Origin of the sequence: Blastococcus deserti, from assembly GCF_042682525.1 — a bacterium.
GTDB lineage: Bacteria > Actinomycetota > Actinomycetes > Mycobacteriales > Geodermatophilaceae > Blastococcus_B > Blastococcus_B deserti.
In genome coordinates this window covers 359,706-377,561 of the sequence record NZ_JBHUHP010000030.1, presented here as the reverse complement: position 1 = coordinate 377,561, position 17,856 = coordinate 359,706, and the positions used below count along the sequence as shown (strand labels likewise).

Here is a 17,856-nt window from a genome sequence, read left to right as displayed (position 1 = left end):
CGTCCCGCCGTCGCCGCGAACGTCAGCCGACGGCGCCGCCGTCATCAGGCACAGCGGTCAGGTGACCACGTGCCCAGGGTCCAGCCGAGGCCGACGGCGCCGAAGCCGCCCAGCAGGCGAACGTCCACGACGTTCGCCGCCGCGTAGAACCTCGCCCGGTCCTCCAGGAGCCGCAGGATCTCGTAGCGGACGTGCTGTAGGTGGTGAGTGCTGTAGGTGGTGAGTGCGCCGCAGAAGCCGACGCCGATCGCAGCGCCGACCGCAGGCGGCAGATGGGTGCTCATCGCGGTGAGCCGGCCGAGCAGGAACGAGCCGATCATGTCACCCGTGGGCGTGCCCCAGGGGAGAACTCGTTCGTGACGACCTTGCACCGCCCGGTCGGTGAGGTACCGGGCCGGGGCGCCGATCGCCGCGCCCAGGGCCACCCAGGGCACCGTCATCCCATCGCCCGTCCGGCGTGGTGCACGACGCGGACGTCCTCCACGAGCACCAGCCCGTCGACGACGATCCTTCAGGTCTGGGAGTAAGGCCTCGATGCGCTCGGCGGTGTCGACGATGACCACCGAGATCGGCAGGTCCTCGGCCAGGCTGAGGATCCGGGTCGAGTGCACCCCACTGCTGGCGCCGAAGCCCTCGATGCCGCGGAAGACGCTGGCTCCGAGCCCCAGCGCTGTGCGCGCGATGCACGATCTCGGCGTAGAGCGGGTGGTGGCCCACGGTGTCCGTCTCGCCGACGATCACCGTCAGCCGCTGCGCGGGCTCACCTCCTCGTCGAGCGCGGAGGGCGCTCATCTGTGTCCGGATCCGCTGGCGTCGACGCCCGTGAAGTGAGGCCGCAAGGGCACGGCTCACCGGCCCGCCGTGTCCGCTGCCGTGGCCTCAGCGAGCAGACGGCGCATGACCTCCTGATCCAGCACGTTGATGGTGATCTGCGGTCGCTCCTGACCGCGACGGGGCTCCGGTGACGGCATCTCGGTCTCCGGCGACGGCAGCGGCTTGTCCCCTGTGGGTGGCGGCTCATCGCCCCCGCGCCAGACGGATGCGGTGAAGAACTGCTCGCGCGTGAAGGGCTGGCCACGATGGGTCAGTCCGCGGACCAGGAGTCGGAAGTGATATGCGCCCGGCGCCCTGAGGGGGTGGACGAACTGGAACGTCCCGGCATCGTCCTGCTTCGGCCGAGCTCGCTCCACCTGGCCGTCCGGCCAGACGATCTCGACCTCGGCGGACGCCGGGCCGCGCATCGGCAGGCCGAGCTCGGTCAGCCGAGCGGAGAGGAAGGCCTTCGCGCCCGGTTCGCGGCTCTTCTGGACCAGCCGGGCGACCAGCCGGACGTCGGACTCTGCGTGGACGGCCAGGGTGTAGGGAACACCGTGGGCCGTGACGTCCCGCACCGCCTTGGGGTTGTCGCGCAGCGTCGCCAGATACCTTTCGAGCGCGGCATCATCCACCTTCAGGACGGCGGTCCATCGCCCGGCCCGATCGAGCGTGCCGTTCGTGGCGACCGGCAGGCGCAGGCGCCAATACGACACGCGCTCCCCCATGACGTAGGACGCTCCCGTGGAGGTCAGGGTGCCGGGCGTCAGTTCGACTCCAGACGGCGCCTGGAGCGACAGGTCCACGACACCAGGCCCGGGAAGGAGCACGACCACGTCGGCGTCGACGTCGTGGTCGGTCAGGGAGAAGGTGTGGTGGTGCTCCGCGCCAGGAGCCAGCCGGCCTTCGGGGTCGACGACGATGTCGGCGTTGGTCACCCCAGCCAGGATCTGCAGGAAGTACTTGCTCAGGCGCAGCGTGTCCACGACCGGCGTGCCAGTCATGGTCAGGTATCCGCCGGTGCCGGCCGTCAGTGCGTCGAGCGCGCTCGGATTGAGGTACTCGGGCGTGCCGACGCCGATGGCGAAGACGCGGGAGTTGACAGGCGAGGCGATGTCGGCGATGTAGGTCGGCGTGTTCTCGTAACCGTCGGTCAGGACGACCACAGCGGTGCTGTCGAAGCCGGTTGAAGAACTGAGCAGGCCCTGGCCCGCCGTCACGCCGTCGCCGACCGACGTCGTGCCGCCGGGTGAGAGGGTGCCGATGGTGCCGCGGGCGCTGATCCGTCCGGATCCGAACGGAGCGCCACCTGCAGGGGTGATCGCCATGTCCGCTGTCGCGTCACCACTGAAGCTGGCCACGCCGACGCCGTCGGCGTCGTCCAGGAGATCGACGAAGATGGGCGCCGACTGCCTCAGCACGTCCATGCGCTGCTGGCTGTCGCCAAGGCCGGCGTTCTCGGCCATGCTGCCGGACCGGTCTAGCACCAGTGCCGCCGCGACCTTGGGCTTGTCGACCGTCAGGGCGGTCACGGGAACGGTCCACGACTCCGTGGTCTCGAGGCACTGGACCGTCACGGTGGTGGACGCGCTCGCACCGGCTGTCGTGCCCGTGTAGGAAACCCAGAGACGCAGCTCGCCCTCGTCCGGGCCCGTGGCCGGGTCGAACACGGCTGTTGTACCGAAGGGCGTGCCGAACCCGGCGCCGGGGCCCCCCGCTGCGGGAATCTGCACCGTGGCCGTGCCCGCGCAGGCCCGGGCCGTGAGGACGACGGCCGCGACGGAGGTGTGGCCTTCGGCGACGCCCGGAAAGGTCACCGACGGGGTCGCGAGCTCCACCAGAGGCTTGTCGGTGTCGTGCAGGTAGCCACCGAAGTCATAGCTCTTGAGCGTGAGCCGCGGCGTGTAGGTCTCCGGCACGCCGGCATTCCACGGCGGGAACGACGAGGCGGGATTGCCGGGCTGGGCCTGCGTCCCATCCCACGGCCACAGGGCGTTGTCAAGATTGTGCCGATTGGGCGGCGTGGGCCACGTGGTCGCCGGCGTGAGCCCGTCGTAGAAGTAGTCGGCCGCCGGCTGCCCGGCCGGGTACGGCAAGCCCGGGTTAGCGGCCAGCCACGCCTCTTTCCTCCGCTGCTGCCACTGGGACCAGATCCGGTCGACGTTGGCGTGCAGGAGGAAGAAGAAGGGGTCGTTGACGGCGGTGGCGAAATCGGCTTGGTCGTTCCCTGGGTCACCACCGAGCCAGACATGCGCCGCGCCGTGGGCGGCGTTCTCCAGCGCGCGCCGGAAGCCAGGCGCTCCTGGGACGGATTGGTAGGTCGTCTGGTCGAGCGCGTCGGTGACGCTCTGAGCCGTGACCGGCGTGCTGGTGATGCCGAAGTTGTCCCGGCGGATCGTCCAGGTCTTGGTGGCGCCGTCCTGGCCAGTCCAGCTGAGCGTGACCGTGCCGTTACCTCCGAAGAGGTCGCTGTTCCAGATCAGCGTGGTGCCGGTGGAGTCGACGTTGCTGCTGGTGAAGTCCCAGTAGGGCAGAGTGACCGTAGGATCGACCGAGATCAGCTCGTCCTCGAACTCCTTCAGCATGACTCGGTGCCAGGGAAGGAAAGCCGGCCCGAAGTGGCCGAGGTTGCTCACGAAGGCGTGAAAAGCGATGTACCGCTGGTAGCGGCCCTGCTCGTGCAGCCGAAAGACGGCGTTGCGAAACTTCTGCCGCTCGGCCGCGGTGAGAGTGGCCACGTTGCGGCGGCACCGGAGAACCATCACGAACCCTTCTTCCGCCTCTTCAGCGACTTCAACTTCGGGTCGGTCAACGCAAGTTGTGCGTCGACGACGAGTTCACCGAGTTCGCGTAGCGCGGGCGCGGAAAGGAATGTGTACCTGCTGGTGAACATCCCGGGATTGGAGGGATCCGGCGTGACGTCGATCGGCTCGCCGTTCACGACAAGCTCCTCGCTCCCGTCGTCCTTCTTGCGCACCTCGATGGTGGTGCTGCGGTACTGCGCAGACTCCGACATCGACTGTGACCTTCCTGATCGGTAAGGGCGTCGCAAATCGGGGAGACGGTCGGGCACAAAGTACGGCGGTCGGTGTCACGCTCACGTCACCGTCGTGTCACCCCTTACGAAGTGCCTATCCGCCGTGGGGAGGCCGATCGAGCCGGCCATGTCGAGGTCTCCCGCGTGCTGCGGGGTCGCGGCGGTGACTCCCAGGGCGTGAGGACGTCCCCGCGCTTGCAGGGGAGGGATTCGTAGGCCCCGACGTCGGCCAAGCCCTCGCAGACCAGGGTGGTCCAGGACCTCAGCCGCCCGGTTCCCCGTTGATCTGCGCCTTCTTCTCGCGCCGTCACCCAGGCGCCACACCCACGGCGCCTCCCCCGCCTCTCGCCGCCCGGACGCCGGGCGACTGCGCCATGGTGGCGGGGTCGGACGGGTCCGATCATGGCCAACAACACCACGATGCCCCCCGACGGCACGGTGCAGCCGACGGACGGCCGCCAGCCAGACCCGCACATGTGGGTGCTGCAAGCGCGCGTCGGCGCGCGGCGGGCGGAGCCGCCCTCCAGTGTTTCTGCAGTCCGGGTCAGGCGGCGGGGTCGAGGACCACCGTGTGGCCGAGGCGTTCGAGTCGGGCCACCAGCCGTCGGGTCTGCGCGTCGTCGTTGCGCCGGCATAGCCAGTCGGCGCGGAGATCGGCGTAGGGCTCGTCGCGCTGCAGCATGAAGTAGGCCGATACGAGGATGGAGCGGGCGACCGCGACGGCCGCCCGGCTCATGCCGCGCCGGCTGCTGAGCCGGACCGACTGGGCCGAAGGATGGCTCTTGCCCTTCACCGGCCGACCGAGCCGGCCGCCTCGATCATCGATGTCGGCGCGTCGACGCAGGTCGGTCGGGCTCGTACGCCTCGAGAGCCATGAGGCCGCGCTGCACACCGACCACCACAGCACTCAACGGCAGCAGGGACCGGTCGCCGGACAGAGAGCCGAGCCGCTGGACCAGCCGGGTCAGCACGTCCATGGCGGCGTTGATGCGCTCGGTCCGCGGGTCGGGCGCCGTCCCGTCGGCGGAGTGGTAGGGGGTCCGCAGGACGCCGGCGAGCGCGGTGAGCGCAGCGCTGAGCAACTGGGCGGTGCCGACGTCGGTCTCGTCCCCGCGACGGTGCGGCTGCAGTTCGGAGACGAGGGCGGTGAGATCGTCGATGAGGACGGCGACGCGGTCGAGCGCTCGTGACTCCGCGCGGATGCGCGCTGCGGCCTCCTGCCAGCGGCGCGCCCTGGGGTTGGCTTGCCGCGCACGCTGCACGAGGGCCTCGGCGCGGCGCATCCGGTCCAGTTCTGGACCGAGCGTCGCCATCCATCGTCTCTCCTCGGCCGGTGAGGGGACCTCATCGCGGGCCAGCCGGGCGGCCATGTGCTCGAGGTGCCGCGCGAGCATGTCGCGGGTGCGAGCGATCTGCTCCACCGCCTGCGTCAGCTGCAGCGGGGGGAACAGGACGGTGGTGACGATGACCCCGACCGCCGCGCCGAGGAGGGTGAGGCCGGCATAGCGCAGCACGTAGGCGCCGGGGTCCTCGGCGCCCACGGTGAGCATGAGTACGGCGGCGAAGCTCACCCAACCGGCCTGCTGGCCGAGCAGTCCCCACCTCTCCACCCCGATCGCGAGCGCCACGAGCAGCGCGATGGTCAGGGAACCGGGCAGGGACGGGGTCGCCTCGTAGACGAGGACGGCGAGGCCGAAGCCCAGCATGATCGCGAGCACGGCCCGCCACGCCGCGCCGGCCGAGTCGGCAACGGTCGGGTGGACGGCGATCACGGCGCCCAGGGGCGCGTAGTACGCGTAGTCCGACAGCAGCGGCGGCAGGAGGACGGCGACCTGCCAGGCGAGCCCGGCAGCGATCGACGCCCGGACGCCGCGTTGGATCGCGGGCCGGCGTAGCAGCGCCCACGCGCGTCCGCGTGCGGGCGGCCGAGCTGGCGGTCTCGCTCTCCTACGCCGGGTCCGTCCGAGCCTGCTCAATGCTGTCCCGTTCCTGATATCCGGTCCCGTATCGGGGTCCGACCCGCCGCTTCCGGCGGGACCCCTGACATGCCCCGGGGCGTCCTGTGGGTCCGGACGCCCCGAGGATCGCTGCCTTCGCGGCCCGACTGCCGCATGTCCGACGTGCCACGGACCCGAGCTGCAGGCCGGCTCGACAGCCACCCTCAGTGGACCACGCGGACCGGGTCGCTCACGTGGGCAGGTGGAGCACGCCGTTCACGCGCCGCGGGATACCCAGGAAGCCGTCGGTGAGCTCCTCGGGGAGCAGCTCCTCCGGCGCCCCCTGCCAGGTCACCGGCCGGAGGAAGCGGCGAATCGCCGTCGTGCCGACCGACGTGTGCTGGGAGTTGGTGGAGGGCCACGGGCCACCGTGGTGCTGGGCCCTCGAGACGGCGACCCCGGTCGGGTAGGCGTCGTACACCAGCCGCCCGGCGCGGGTCCGCAGCTCCTGCGACACCGCCAGCGGCAGGTCCGTCTCTCCCTCACCACGCAGCACGGTTGCGGTGAGCGAGGAGGGCATGGCGTCGAGCGCCGCGAAGAGCTCCCTCTCGCCGTCGTAACGGGCGACGACGGCGATCGGTCCGAAGCACTCCTCGGTAACCTCCTGCGGCAGATCGCGGGCCGACGTCGTCAGCAGCCTCGGCACCGCCTCGAAGCCCTGCCCTGACGGCTCCCCGCCACGCGCCGCCTCCTCGACACCCGACGCCGCGGCGAGGTGATCGGAGATGCGACCGTACGAGCGGGCGATGCCCTCGTTGAGCAGCACCTGCGCGCCGATGCCGCCCACCGCCCCGGCCATGGCCTCGACCAGCCGGTCGCCGTCGGGGCCGGCGGGCACGAACGCCAGACCGGGCTTGGTGCAGAACTGGCCGGCCCCGAGGGTGGACGAACCGACCAGCTCGCGGCCGATCCCGTCACCGCGCTCGGCCGCCGCCTGCGGCGTGACCACGACGGGGTTGAGGCTGCTCAGCTCCCCGAAGAAGGAAATCGGGTCGGGACGCTGGTCGATGATCCGCATGAGCGCCTTGCCGCCGCCGACGGAGCCGGTGAACCCAGCTGCGCGGATCGCCGGGTGCGCAACGAGGTCGGCACCCGCCTGCTGCCCGTACACGATCCCGAGCGTTCCCTCCGGGGCGCCGACCTGACGGGCGGCTCGCACCAGAACGTCGAAGCACAGCCGCGCCGTCGCCGGGTGCGAGCTGTGGGCCTTGACCACCACCGGGCAGGCCGCGGCGAGCGCCGAGGCGGTGTCTCCGCCGGGCACGGAGAAGGCCAGCGGGAAGTTGCTGGCGCCGAACACCGCAACCGGGCCGACCGGCACGAGCACGCGGCGCAGGTCGGGGCGGGGGCCCATGGCGGTCTGCGCGACGTGGTCGATGGTCGCCTCCAGGTAGCTGCCCTCCTCCAGCACCTCGGCGAACAACCGCAGTTGGTGGCAGGTCCGGGTCAGCTCGCCGTTCAGCCGGGTGGTGCCCAGCGCGGTCTCCCGGTCGGCGACGGCGACGACGTCGTCGCGCCGCCCCTCCAGGGCATCCGCGAGTGCCCGTAGCAGCGCCGCCCGGCCCGGGCGGCCGAGCGCGTCGAGGCCGGGGGCGGCGGCCAGCGCGGCCGCGCACAGCCGGTCGACCTCCTCGGTGGTGGTTCCCGGCGCAACGACCTCGACGGTCTCGCCGGTGCGCGGAGCGGTGCTCACGACGTCGGTCATGGGAACTTCCTCAAGGAGGTGCGGACGGAGCGGCCGGTCTTGGCGAGGTCACTCATCGCCCACCGTCCAGATGCTTATGGCGCTGAGAAGCTCCCACGGGTCCCACACGACCCACTCCTCCGCCAGCAGCCCGTCGGCGAACCGGCAGAAGCTCGCTCCGATGACCGTCACCGTCCGCTCGGTGACGGCACCCCATGAACGAGCCGGTGTGGGTGCCATGGCTGCGCCGGCGAATGGCCACCATGTCACCCTGCTCGACGCTCTGCAGGATGTCCGTGTCGAGGTCGGGGAAGGCCGCACGGGATTGCCCGATAGCCCGGCGGAGCATGTCGACGTCCTCGTCGCCGGACTTGGTGTGGCGGACGTAGTCGGGTGCGAGGATCCTCTCGAAGGCCTCCACCTCACGGCAAGGTGCTGCTCGCCGAGATGCCGGTCGAGAAGGTCATCGCGATGCTGCCCGAGAAGCTCGAGGCCTACACCGCGAACACCATCACCGACCGCACCGTCCTGCTCAAGGAGCTCGAGCAGGTCCGGGAACAGGGCTTCGCCATCATCGACAACGAGCTCGAGTAAGAACTCATCTCGCTGTCACGACCGGTGCGCGACTCGTCCGGGACCATGGTGGCGATCTTGACCCTCAACGATCCCCGCTACCGCTTCGGCCGCGCTCGCATGCCCGAGGCCCTGCAACAGGTGCAGGAGATCATCGATCGGCTGGTCGACGTGTTCTGGCAGGACTCGGCAGCCGACTGACACGTCCAGCACGGTCCGCCGCCGGGCGTACGCGACGGGGACGTCGGGGACCTTCGGTGACCCGGAGAGGGTGAGGGCCCGAAGTCGAATGCGTACGTGTCGACGGGCGGGCATCCCCTGACGATGACACGGTCGAGCAGGCCCAGCGCTGCAGCGCCGCCACCCCCGGGGGATGGATCAGGTGGGTGGAGATCGTGTCGCTGGGGAAGCTCGCACGGTCGACGACCAGGACCTGGTGGCCGTAGCGGGCCAGCAGCATCGCGGTGGAGCACCCGGCGCACGGGCGCCGACGACGATGGCGTCGTCCTTGTTCGCGTGCATGTCCCACCGCCCAGGCAGTAGAGCCGGGATCCCGGACATGGCGGATGTCAGCGTGTGGGACGTACTGCCGGCTCGGTGCGGGAGCCGCCCCGGCGAAGGCGCCCGGCAGCACGGGAACCTGCGCTCTCGGAGCCGTCCAGGACACCCGGCGACCCGTCACGAGCGAGGGCGGGTGTCTCGGCCGACCGGCTTCCTCGCTGGGCCGCACGTGCGTCGGCGCAGCGGGCAGCTTCGGCGAGCAGGCACCGAGAACGCTGTTCATGGCGGCATGACCGCAGGTCACGGGCGGCGTGGGACGACGGGCCGGCGGGCGAGCGCACGCGTCACTCTCGCGGACACGGAGACACCGACCGTGGCACGACGACCGGCGCCCACGGCATCCCTCCCGCCTGCGGCAGGTCGTCGGGACCAGGCGATCCAGCAACACCCGGCACCGCCTGACGGCACTCCCCTCGCCGGGCAGAATGGAACCCGTGTGTCAGAGGTCACGGCACGGACACGCTGTGGTGTGGCGCGCCGTGTTGCGGGCGTGACGCGCGGGACTCTTGCGCCCCGGCCCACCACGGACGGCGTAGGGGCCAGGCTGATGAGGAGTTGAGTTCGACGATGTTCGAACCCTGGATGTGCTCCGGCGGCAAGCACCTGGCCCCGACGACGGGCGGGTCCTGCCCGTGCGGGATGGTCACCCGGATCCCCGCCCCCGCGCGGCCCGCTGTCGGACCCTCGCCCGAGGTCCGCGCCTTGCTGGTCCAGTGCCTGGACGACGGGTCCGAGGCCCTCGAGGCGGCGGCCTCCGGGCTGCTCCGCGAGCGGGCCGATCGGCTGATGGCCGCGTTCGCCTCGGCCGGGCTGGTGCTCAGTGCGGGGGCGGTGAACCGGCTCGCGGCCTGAGCGTTCGGTTCTTGTCGGACGATCGGGCCGCCGGCCGAAGACCGCTCGCGCGCCCGGTCGAGCCGGTCGGGCGGGTCAGCCACTCCGGCCTCCAGCCGGCAGGCGCCTCGACCGGCTCCGAGCGGCCTGCCGGCTGTACAGGCGACGACGTCGGCGACCGTCGGCCCTCGGCGGGAGACCGCCGAGGGCCGAGTGGCTCGACGGGATCGCAGCGCACGGCCGCGCGCGAGGCGGACGCGTGGCGAGGAGGGGGGAGCACCTCGTCCCCGGCGTGCGGATGCGTTCCGTTTCCTCGGTTTCGGGAGAATAGTTGCGCGGCAGCGAGGAGTCCGTCGTTCCCTGTATCCCCACCCGGCGTGGCCGACTCCTCCTGAGCAAGTCCGTAGATGGGGCCGCGATGTCCGTACGTGGGGTGGCGTGGATAGCGCTGGTGGTGCTGACCGTCTCCTGCGGCGCCGAGGCGGACACCGGCGCCGACACCGTCGCGGCACCGTCCGCCACGTCGACCCATGCGTCCCCTGCTCCCGGCGCGACGCCGCCACCAGCGCACAGCGGCGATCCGGCGCCGGCCCCTGGCCCGGCGCCGCTCCCTGGCCCAGCGCCCGATCCCGGGCCCGCGTCCGATCCCGGGCCCGCGTCCGATCCCGGGCCCGCGCCCGATCCCGGGCCCGCGCCCGATCCCGGGCCCGCTCCCGGCCCCGCGCCGGCGCCGCTGCCGCAACCCGAGCCCGCCCCGGCGCCCCAGCCCGATCCCAATCCCAACGCGCCGCCGGATCCCGCCCCGGGACCGCCACCCGATCCCGATCCGGTCCCCGACCCGAACGCCAATCTGCCGGCCGGGGTGGGACTGGACATCCCCGACCTGAGCTCGGACCTCCGTGATCGGGACGGCTGGGAAGCGAACGCAGCGGACGCATGCGTTCAGGCGGGATTCCGCGCCGACTGCGTCACGTTCGCCTACTCCTACTTCGCGACGGACGGCGACGGAAACGGCCGGACTCGGATCGACGACCCCGGCACCGACTATGAGCCCACGTACGCAGCCTGTCCGGTCGAGTCCATCACCCCGCCCACGGGGGAAGGCACCGAGCCGATCCCGGTCGGCACGGAGATCGCCATCGTGGTGGTCTGCACGTTGCCCGAGGCACAGCCGGACGCCGTGCCGTGAGCGGTGACGGCCGAACGACCGCCGAGGCCCGGCGGACCGGCGGCCTCGAACCGCCCCGGCCGTTCACCGGCCCGGAATCCCGAGAGGGGGACGGGGCAGGTGTGCCTCCCGTGGACACGCGGCAGACCGGCGCGTCGGTGGCCCCGGAGAGCGCGCCGGGGTCACAGGCCGTGGAGTTCGAGGCCGTCGAGGTCCTGCCTCGGGCCCTGCGGCTCCTCGGCTCCGTCGTCGCGCCGACCACGCTGGTCACGGCGCTGCTCTTCTACTTCGGTCTGCTCTACGCCGTCGGCTACTACCGGTTCTTCGGGGTCAACTTCACGGTGCTCGACCTGCCGTTCCAAGGCATCCTCATCCTCAGCGCGAGCACGGGGATCCTGCCGTTGGCCGTGCTGGCCACGGTGACGCTGCTGGCCGTGTGGATCTACCAGTTGCCCCTGGACGGCCTGGTCGGAGTGCGTCGGACGGTCGTCGCTCGTGTGGTGCTGCCCGTGTCGGCCGCCGTGGGGACGCTGCTGCTCGGGCTGGTGCTCGCCGACGTCCTGCTCCGAGGGCCGGTGTTCCCCCGAGGTCTCGGAGAGGCACGCGGTCTGAGCCTCGTGGGCGGGTTGCTGCTGTTGATCTACGCAGCCCGGCTGAGGGGTGCGGTTCGTCCCCGCCGCGGAGGGAACCGCGTCCCGCGGGCACCGCAGGCCCTGACCGCCGTGAAGTGGGGCAGCCTCTTCGTCCTGTTCAGCGTCGGCATGTTCTGGGCGGTGGGGAGCTACGCGATCCGCGTGGGCACCACTGACGCGAGCAGTCTGGCGGCTGGGCTGCGGTGCGTCGCGGACGTGGTCGTGTACAGCGAGAAGGACTTGAACCTGACCCATGCGACGGTCCAGGAAGAGGTGTCCGGCGAGCCGGGGTCGGGGTACGTCTTCCGCTACTCGGGGCTGAAGATCGTCCCCCAGGCCGGGCCGAACTACCTGCTCGTCCACGCGGACTGGTCGCGCGCCTCCGGTCCGGCGATCTTGCTGCCACGCTCGGACGCCGTACGGCTGGAGTTCGTGCCGGCGCCCGTAGCCTGCTGATCACGTCGACACGAGGTCTCGTCCCAGGGGCGGACGGTCCGGGTCGCCACCACGCCGGTCAGGCCGACCGGGTCGCCCGCGACGGCCCCCCTGGTGACGGTGGCCACCGAGTTCCCGTTCACCGGCTTCTCGAAGGTCCCCTCCACAGAACCCGCGGCCGAGGAACTCCCCGTGCCGCTCCACGTGGGGGGATTGCAACTCGCCGAGCGGGCGAGAAGCCCCCAACAGCGCGGTGGTCATCCAGACGGCGTTGTCGCGCGCGCCAGGAACTGCCGGTCGCTCACGTCTTCCTCGCGGGGCTGGGCGGCACGGGCATCGGCTCACCAAGCATTTTCGGCGCGCATGCGTCCTCAGTGCAGTCCAGGCGGCACAGGGCACGAGCCGCCGCAGGCTTGACCTTGGAGCGTGCTCCAAGGTCTAGCGTCCGTGCCATGACTCCCACCGCTGCCCGAGCGCTGCGCGTGTCGGACCTGGCGACGGCCGTCGGGGTGCGGCCAGACACCGTCCGCTACTACGAGCGGGTGGGGCTCCTGCCGCCTCCCAACCGCACCCCGGGGGGCTACCGCACCTACGACGAGGTCGCCGTCGACCGCCTCCGGTTCATCCGGGGTGCGCAGCGACTCGGTCTGCGCCTCGTGGACATCAGGCACCTGCTGGCCGTCCGGGACACCGGGGCCTGCCCCTGCGAACCGGCCGAGCAACTCCTCCTGCGCCGGCTTGCGGAGGTGGACGCAGAGATCGCGCGACTGACCGCGCTTCGCACGGAGATGGCCGCGATGGCCGCCGCGCTGCCGGCGACCGAGTGCGCTTCGCCGAGCCCCGGTAGCTGGTGCCCGCCGACGGAGGGAGGTGACCTCACATGCTCCTGCTGACCTGCATCTGCGACGAGTCGTGCGACTGCGACTGCGGCTGAGCGCCGGTGCATGACGGCGGGTGCCGGGACCCGGGCCGGTACCCGTCCGAACGGCCGGTGAGGACCCGTCCTGCTACGGCCAAGCCTCCGGGGCACGCGCGCCGAGCACTTCCCCAGCGTCGTCCGACGCGAGCGGCTCACGACGTCGTTCCACGGCACTCGGGTCGGTGCCAGGCTTGACGAGGACCTCCGTCGACGGCCGCGTCGGCGGCGCGACCGGACATCGCGGTGACCGGGAGGCGACGGCACCGCGAACCACACGACCTCTCATCGCCGGACGCGGTTCCCGAGCGGTCGACCGTGAGATTCGGAGGACCGCCGGCCATGACCGAGTCCTCACCGGAGAAGGCTGCGGAACGCCGTTCGGGTCAGGCGCCGGAGCCGCTCCGGTGGGTGCGTGACTTCCTTCGTCGTCACCTGCCCCGCGGGATCGTGCAGCTGGTCATCGCGCTCTGCGCCGTCGCGCTGCTCTCCTGGCTGGCGTTTCTCCGTTTCCCCGGCGCCGCGATCTCGGAGCCGGACTACCTCACCACGCTGCTCCAGATCGTTCCGTCCACGGTCGTAGCCGTGTTCGTGTTCGCCGCCGCGACCGTGTTCGTGATCGCGCAGGTCATCCACTCGCCGCTCGGCTCCCGCGGGGTCGAGGTGCTCCTGAGCAGCAATCGCAGTCACTTCGTCCTGGGCACCGGCGTGCTGCTGCTGATCGCCAGCCTGCTGTTCGCCGTCAGCGCTCCCGACGTCCCACGCGGCGGTGAGCTGCCCCCGGCCGCCACGGCCCTGGCCACAGGGCTGGCTGCGGCGACGGCCCTGTACGCCGGCTTCGCGGTCATCCTCATCTTCGCCTTGCTGCGAGACTTCGTGCAGCCCGAGCGGTATGCCGAGAGACTGTGCGGCTCCCGCGAACGCCGGTACCTCCGGTCCGAGGACGCGTACCAGCGGATCCGCACGATCCGGCAGTGGTTGCGCACGGCCTGCGGGAGCGGGGAGAGCCGTGACATCACGTTGTGCCTCGTGGCCCTGAGGAACCTGGTCGACTGGTACGTCGACTCGGTCACCGATGAGAGGAGGTCTCCAGAACGCCGCACGAGGTTGCGTGAGCGCCCCCCGGGCGAATACGAGACGACGGGGACCGTGGTCCGGACGCACTGGAAGACGATCTGGGACGCACCGGGCGCGGCAGCGCGGGAAGGCACCGGGGTCGACGGGACGCCGGCGAGGAAGGACACGCCGGCCGAACCGGAGTCGGGACACACGGAACGCACGTCGAGCCACCAGCCACCGGAAGGGGATGCGACGGCGGAGGAGCGACAGGAGGAGAAGAGGCTTCCGGGTTGGTTCGGTGGTGAGATCGGCCGCGCGGCCGCCCGCTCGCTGGAAACCGGGATCCGAGGGAGGACGCTCCTCGTCCGGGACGCGGACAGGATCCTCGGGACCATGTGCTGGGCGACCATCCGCTTCCACGAGGCCGAGCTCACCGAGGAAGCGGCGTACCTGGTCGACCGCATCGCCGAGATCGGCCTGTTCCACCAACTGGCCGACGAGAAGCTCTACCAGACCTGGTGCACGCAGAGCAGCGCCTTCAGCCTCGTGAAACTGGCCGACCGGCTCCGGGACGAACCCGCACGACTGCAGCTGCCGCCGGAACACGGGGAGACGGCGGCCGAAGTCCCCCGAACCCCGCCGCACAGTCTTCGGGACCGGGTCCTGGTCGGATGGTTGCTGATCAAGTACGACCAGGCGATGTGCCGCCAGGTGCCCCGCGGGCAGACCGAGGCGGGTCGGAGTGCCATGACCCCGGACGAGGCAGGCACGACCAGCGACGGACGGCGGCGACTGCGGCGGCTGCGGCGGGTCTGGATCCGGGTCACGGGGGCGGGAGCTCCCGCGGACCGCCCGGACGAGGTCGTCGCACCGGCCCCGGACGACGGTGAACCCGATCTGTGCGAGAGCGACCTGCGCGCCACCCTCGGGAGGAGTCCGGACACGGCGGTCGTCACGCAGCTCGCCCGTCGCCTGATCGACGACCTGTCGTGGTTGGAGACGCTGCAGCTGGAACGGACACGCGTCCTCCACGGACAGGACCCGGTGGACGTGCGCAGCCTAGAGTCCTTCCTCGGCGCGATGATCGAGCGGCTCAGCCCGTCCGAAATCGGTGACGGGCACGGTGGCCGTGGGCAGCGACTGATACGTCATCCCGACGGGTGACGTCGACGGACCCGGGCGCCGGGATGCCTCCAGCATCCGGGGCATCCGGTCGATCCGCCACGGGTGAGGGTCTCGTTCCTGGTCTACGGCGTGCTGTACGTCGTCCTCGAGACGGTCGGGTACCAGCTCGAGCAGATCGGGTGGGCCGAGGTCTCGGCGCTGGACGTGGCGACCGCCGTCACCGATGCCCTCCTCGCCCTCGCCGTGTGCGCCGCCGTGCTCCTGGCGCTCGACCTGGGGGCCCAGCGGTGGCGTCGGTCGATGGCGGCCTGGCGCACCGAGCAGTTCGGCGAGCACGGTGAGATCTGGGGCGAGCGGACCGGCGGGACACCATGGCGGCCGCCGCCACTGGTCATCAGCGCCGAGCGGGTCGAGGAGGCGCCGGAGCCGACCCGGTACCGCGGCAACCCCTACTCGTTCGCCGGTCACCGCTTCCCGGAGAACCCGGGCACCCTGCTCTAGTCAGAGGACGGCGAGCAGCAGCGACCGTGCGGTCAGCGTGTGGGCGAAGACGGCCGGGCCGGGCTCCCTCACGAGCTCGGCCAGCGCGCCGACCGCGTCGACCGCTGCCCCGGCGTCGGCCAGCCGGTCGCCCAACACCGCGTCGAGATCCGCGTCGTGCAGGTCCTCGACGTCCCGCAGGGCGAAGGGGACGTCGTCCTCGGCGGTGTGTCGGGCAGCGGCGGCGACGGCGGTCTCCATGACGGCATCTCCTGGCTCGGCGGGGCGCCGGGTCCTCCCGGCTGGGAAGGACTCTGCGGACCCGGTCGCAGGGCCGCGCCGAGAAAGCCGCAGGAATCACGCAAGACGCCGCCCGCGACGGCCGCCAGGATGCCGGCCATGGAGTACGTGATGATCTACCGCGCGGTCGGGAGCCGATGAACGGGGACGCCATGGGGATCTTCACCAGCCGGGAGGCGGCCGAGGAGTTCGTCGCCGGCGATCCGTTCGTGGTGAACGGAGTCGTCGCCAGCTGGTCGGTCCGCCCGTGGAACGAGATCCTGCAGTCGTCGTGAACGGGCAGGGTCCCGATGCGGTGCGCGCCGGGGCCCTGACGGCTCGCCGGCCTACCGGCGTACTCCGGGCACGGCGGGTTCGGCGCGGCCGACGCCGACGTGTCCTGCGTGACGGCGCGCAGCGCGTCGATCCGGCCGTGGCCGAATTACTTGTCGTAGCCGGGCAGGCCGATGTCCACCGTGCTTCCCTGCAGCTAGGCCTCCACCTGCTGGGGCGACATCTCGACGTCGCCGTCCGGGCCGAGCCGGCCGTACTGGCTGACGATCAGCGCCGCGACGCCGACGGCCTGCGGAGCGGTCATCGACGTCCCCTCGATGCAGACGTAGCCGGCGGCCGGCAACGTGGAGGGGATCGTCGTGGTGCAGTCACCCGTCGTGCCGTGCCGCCAGGGGCGGCGACGTCGGCCCGACCCACGCCGTAGTCGGAGTAGGAGGCCTTCTCGGACTGGCGCCCCAGCGAGGTCACGCCGATGACGCCCTGGGTCTCAGCGGGGACGACCTCGCACTCGTTCGGCATGGGCAGGCCGTCCTCGTCGACCGGGTGCGCGAGGTCCTGGTCGGAGTCGCCCAGCGCTGCGACCGGGGTCACCCCTGGCTGCGCGCGTACTGGACCGCCCGCTCGACCGCCCGGCGGAAGGCGCGCTGCACCGGGTCGGTGTTGCACTCGAACTCGGTCGACGGCTCGAACTCGTTGTCGTCCACGTAGGAAGTCGGGGTGCCGCCCGTCGACGCCGCTGTCGAGGATGCCGACGTCGACGGCCCGCGATCCGGCCTGCACCGCGTGGGCCTGCTCCGTGCGGATCTGCTGCATGTCCACCGAACAGCAGTCCGGCGGCCGGGGCGGTGGATCGGGGACGACGTCGCGATGCTCGCTCCTGGGTATCGATGCGGGTGGGCGCCTCCGCACGGCAGGGAACGGGTCACCGGCCGACAGGAGACGGTCCGGGTCGATCAGGTCGTCACGCGCCGCTGCCGTCCGGTCTCCCCGCGTGACGCCGCCACCCCGCAGGACCGGCGCCCGACCGGGAGCGCGGGAGGGGCCGCAGGCGCAACCGCAGGTCACGAAGCGATGCCAGGTGTTCCGAAGGGGCACTTACGGCTAGGGTGGCGGCATCGGGAAGGCCCTGCGCTATGGCAGGACCCCGATGCACCACCACAGCTAGGAGCGAGCAATGCCCGAAGGAACAGTGAAGTGGTTCAACGCTGAGAAGGGGTTCGGCTTCGCCACCCCCGACGGTGGCGGACCGGACGTCTTCGTCCACTACTCGGCCATCCAGACCAGCGGGTACCGCTCGCTCGATGAAGGCCAGCGGATCGCGTTCGACATCGAGCAGGGCCAGAAGGGCCCGCAGGCTGCGAACGTCACCCCGCTCTGATCACCTGATCAGCACAGCGCCCCCGCCCGGTCCTCCGGGCGGGGGCGCTGTCGTTCCGGCGGCCCGAGGACCCCGACGGTCTGCACGGGCCCCCACCGTCGTCCGCGCGCTCAACGGGCCCGCGGCACGTACCCGCCGATCAGCGCCGACATCAGGAGGGCCCCGTCGTGCTCGCCGACGGCCGCGGCCGCGTCGGCGAACGCCCGCCAGCGTGCCCGCTCGACCTCGGTCGGCGCGTTCTCCGCCCGGGCGGTCAGCTGCTGGAGCAGCCGCTCCCACTCCCCCTGCGGCGTCGGCCAGAGCCCGGCCAGCCGGCGCGCCTCACCGGAGATCGCGGTGATGCGGACGATGTCCCCGGCGTGGTTGGTCAGCGGCTCGATGTATCCCGCCGACGCCAGCGCCTTGGCCGCAGCGATCACCTCGGCCTTGGGCAGCCCGCTCGCCGGCACGACCGAGCCGAGCAGGTAGGGCGCGCCCCCGTGCTTGGGCTCGTCGACCAGGCGGGCGATGGCCCGCAGGACCGGCAGGTCACGGGTGAACCAGACGTCGGGGAGCGCACCGCCCGGGGCGGTGGGGTCGGGGGAGGTCACCGGC

20 protein-coding genes and 1 pseudogene are annotated in these 17,856 nt (G+C 71.7%); 11 read left to right on the top strand and 10 right to left on the bottom strand.

Translation table 11 applies throughout. The annotated features are described in order from the left end of the window. Positions 1 to 44: 44 nt before the first annotated feature. On the bottom strand, positions 45 to 611 hold the full coding sequence (locus ACFSHS_RS21760; protein WP_376880779.1) for a DUF190 domain-containing protein: 567 nt from the start codon (positions 609 to 611) through the stop codon (positions 45 to 47). On the opposite strand from ACFSHS_RS21760, the gene ACFSHS_RS21755 reads away from it, so the two are divergent. Further along, a complete protein-coding gene (locus ACFSHS_RS21755) occupies positions 556 to 831 on the top strand; it encodes a hypothetical protein (protein ID WP_376881156.1) in 276 nt (91 codons plus the stop codon). The two genes, ACFSHS_RS21760 and ACFSHS_RS21755, sit on opposite strands and share 56 nt — an antisense overlap. A 17-nt stretch (positions 832 to 848) precedes the next feature. Here ACFSHS_RS21755 and ACFSHS_RS21750 read toward each other — a convergent pair whose 3' ends face one another. The 7 genes and pseudogenes from ACFSHS_RS21750 to ACFSHS_RS21720 form a co-directional block, all read right to left on the bottom strand. After that, positions 849 to 3,575 carry a tyrosinase family protein gene (locus tag ACFSHS_RS21750; RefSeq protein WP_376881148.1) on the bottom strand — a complete coding sequence of 909 codons (2,727 nt, stop codon included), beginning with the start codon at positions 3,573 to 3,575 and terminating at the stop codon, positions 849 to 851. Then, positions 3,575 to 3,829, bottom strand: a complete 255-nt coding sequence (locus ACFSHS_RS21745; RefSeq protein ID WP_376880777.1) for a hypothetical protein — start codon at positions 3,827 to 3,829, stop codon at positions 3,575 to 3,577. Before ACFSHS_RS21745 ends, ACFSHS_RS21750 begins: the two co-directional genes overlap by 1 nt. A gap of 565 nt (positions 3,830 to 4,394) precedes the next feature. After that, on the bottom strand, positions 4,395 to 4,643 hold the full coding sequence (locus tag ACFSHS_RS21740; RefSeq protein ID WP_376880775.1) for a hypothetical protein: 249 nt from the start codon (positions 4,641 to 4,643) through the stop codon (positions 4,395 to 4,397). Between the two features lie 25 nt (positions 4,644 to 4,668). Continuing rightward, a complete protein-coding gene (locus ACFSHS_RS21735; RefSeq protein ID WP_376880772.1) occupies positions 4,669 to 6,009 on the bottom strand; it encodes an FUSC family protein in 1,341 nt (446 codons plus the stop codon). A 28-nt stretch (positions 6,010 to 6,037) separates the two neighbouring features. Continuing rightward, positions 6,038 to 7,552, bottom strand: a complete 1,515-nt coding sequence (locus ACFSHS_RS21730) for an aldehyde dehydrogenase (NADP(+)) (protein ID WP_376880770.1) — start codon at positions 7,550 to 7,552, stop codon at positions 6,038 to 6,040. A gap of 48 nt (positions 7,553 to 7,600) precedes the next feature. Continuing rightward, positions 7,601 to 7,723: a hypothetical protein gene (locus tag ACFSHS_RS21725; RefSeq protein WP_376881153.1), complete on the bottom strand. Its 123-nt coding sequence runs from the start codon at positions 7,721 to 7,723 to the stop codon at positions 7,601 to 7,603. A gap of 28 nt (positions 7,724 to 7,751) precedes the next feature. After that, positions 7,752 to 7,952: pseudogene (locus tag ACFSHS_RS21720) on the bottom strand (ester cyclase); the annotation flags it as partial. A gap of 11 nt (positions 7,953 to 7,963) precedes the next feature. On the opposite strand from ACFSHS_RS21720, the gene ACFSHS_RS21715 reads away from it, so the two are divergent. The 8 genes from ACFSHS_RS21715 (at position 7,964) to ACFSHS_RS21680 (ending at position 15,332) form a co-directional block, all read left to right on the top strand. Further along, on the top strand, positions 7,964 to 8,125 hold the full coding sequence (locus tag ACFSHS_RS21715) for an IclR family transcriptional regulator domain-containing protein (protein ID WP_376880767.1): 162 nt from the start codon (positions 7,964 to 7,966) through the stop codon (positions 8,123 to 8,125). A gap of 24 nt (positions 8,126 to 8,149) precedes the next feature. Continuing rightward, positions 8,150 to 8,305 carry a hypothetical protein gene (locus tag ACFSHS_RS21710; RefSeq protein ID WP_376880764.1) on the top strand — a complete coding sequence of 52 codons (156 nt, stop codon included), beginning with the start codon at positions 8,150 to 8,152 and terminating at the stop codon, positions 8,303 to 8,305. Between the two features lie 927 nt (positions 8,306 to 9,232). Beyond that, positions 9,233 to 9,517, top strand: a complete 285-nt coding sequence (locus ACFSHS_RS21705) for a hypothetical protein (protein WP_376880762.1) — start codon at positions 9,233 to 9,235, stop codon at positions 9,515 to 9,517. A gap of 841 nt (positions 9,518 to 10,358) precedes the next feature. Beyond that, a complete protein-coding gene (locus ACFSHS_RS21700; protein ID WP_376880760.1) occupies positions 10,359 to 10,685 on the top strand; it encodes a hypothetical protein in 327 nt (108 codons plus the stop codon). A 110-nt stretch (positions 10,686 to 10,795) separates the two neighbouring features. Continuing rightward, entirely contained in the window at positions 10,796 to 11,752 is a 957-nt protein-coding gene (locus ACFSHS_RS21695; RefSeq protein WP_376880757.1) for a hypothetical protein, read from the top strand. A gap of 431 nt (positions 11,753 to 12,183) precedes the next feature. Next, entirely contained in the window at positions 12,184 to 12,624 is a 441-nt protein-coding gene (locus tag ACFSHS_RS21690; protein WP_376880755.1) for a heavy metal-responsive transcriptional regulator, read from the top strand. Positions 12,625 to 12,989: 365 nt separating this feature from the next. Further along, complete coding sequence (locus ACFSHS_RS21685) at positions 12,990 to 14,870, top strand: hypothetical protein (protein WP_376880752.1); 1,881 nt, start codon at positions 12,990 to 12,992, stop codon at positions 14,868 to 14,870. A 63-nt stretch (positions 14,871 to 14,933) separates the two neighbouring features. Then, a complete protein-coding gene (locus tag ACFSHS_RS21680; protein ID WP_376880749.1) occupies positions 14,934 to 15,332 on the top strand; it encodes a hypothetical protein in 399 nt (132 codons plus the stop codon). On the opposite strand, the gene ACFSHS_RS21675 is transcribed toward ACFSHS_RS21680, so the two are convergent. Further along, positions 15,333 to 15,572, bottom strand: coding sequence for a hypothetical protein (locus ACFSHS_RS21675; RefSeq protein WP_376880747.1), 240 nt, complete (start codon positions 15,570 to 15,572; stop codon positions 15,333 to 15,335). Between the two features lie 11 nt (positions 15,573 to 15,583). On the opposite strand from ACFSHS_RS21675, the gene ACFSHS_RS21670 reads away from it, so the two are divergent. Together ACFSHS_RS21670 and ACFSHS_RS21665 are read left to right on the top strand one after the other, a co-directional pair. Continuing rightward, a complete protein-coding gene (locus ACFSHS_RS21670) occupies positions 15,584 to 15,886 on the top strand; it encodes a YciI family protein (protein ID WP_376881146.1) in 303 nt (100 codons plus the stop codon). 1,172 nt (positions 15,887 to 17,058) lie between these two features. Further along, on the top strand, positions 17,059 to 17,262 hold the full coding sequence (locus ACFSHS_RS21665; RefSeq protein ID WP_040339721.1) for a cold-shock protein: 204 nt from the start codon (positions 17,059 to 17,061) through the stop codon (positions 17,260 to 17,262). A 110-nt stretch (positions 17,263 to 17,372) separates the two neighbouring features. On the opposite strand, the gene ACFSHS_RS21660 is transcribed toward ACFSHS_RS21665, so the two are convergent. Beyond that, positions 17,373 to 17,852 carry a hypothetical protein gene (locus tag ACFSHS_RS21660; RefSeq protein ID WP_376880744.1) on the bottom strand — a complete coding sequence of 160 codons (480 nt, stop codon included), beginning with the start codon at positions 17,850 to 17,852 and terminating at the stop codon, positions 17,373 to 17,375. Positions 17,853 to 17,856: the final 4 nt, after the last annotated feature.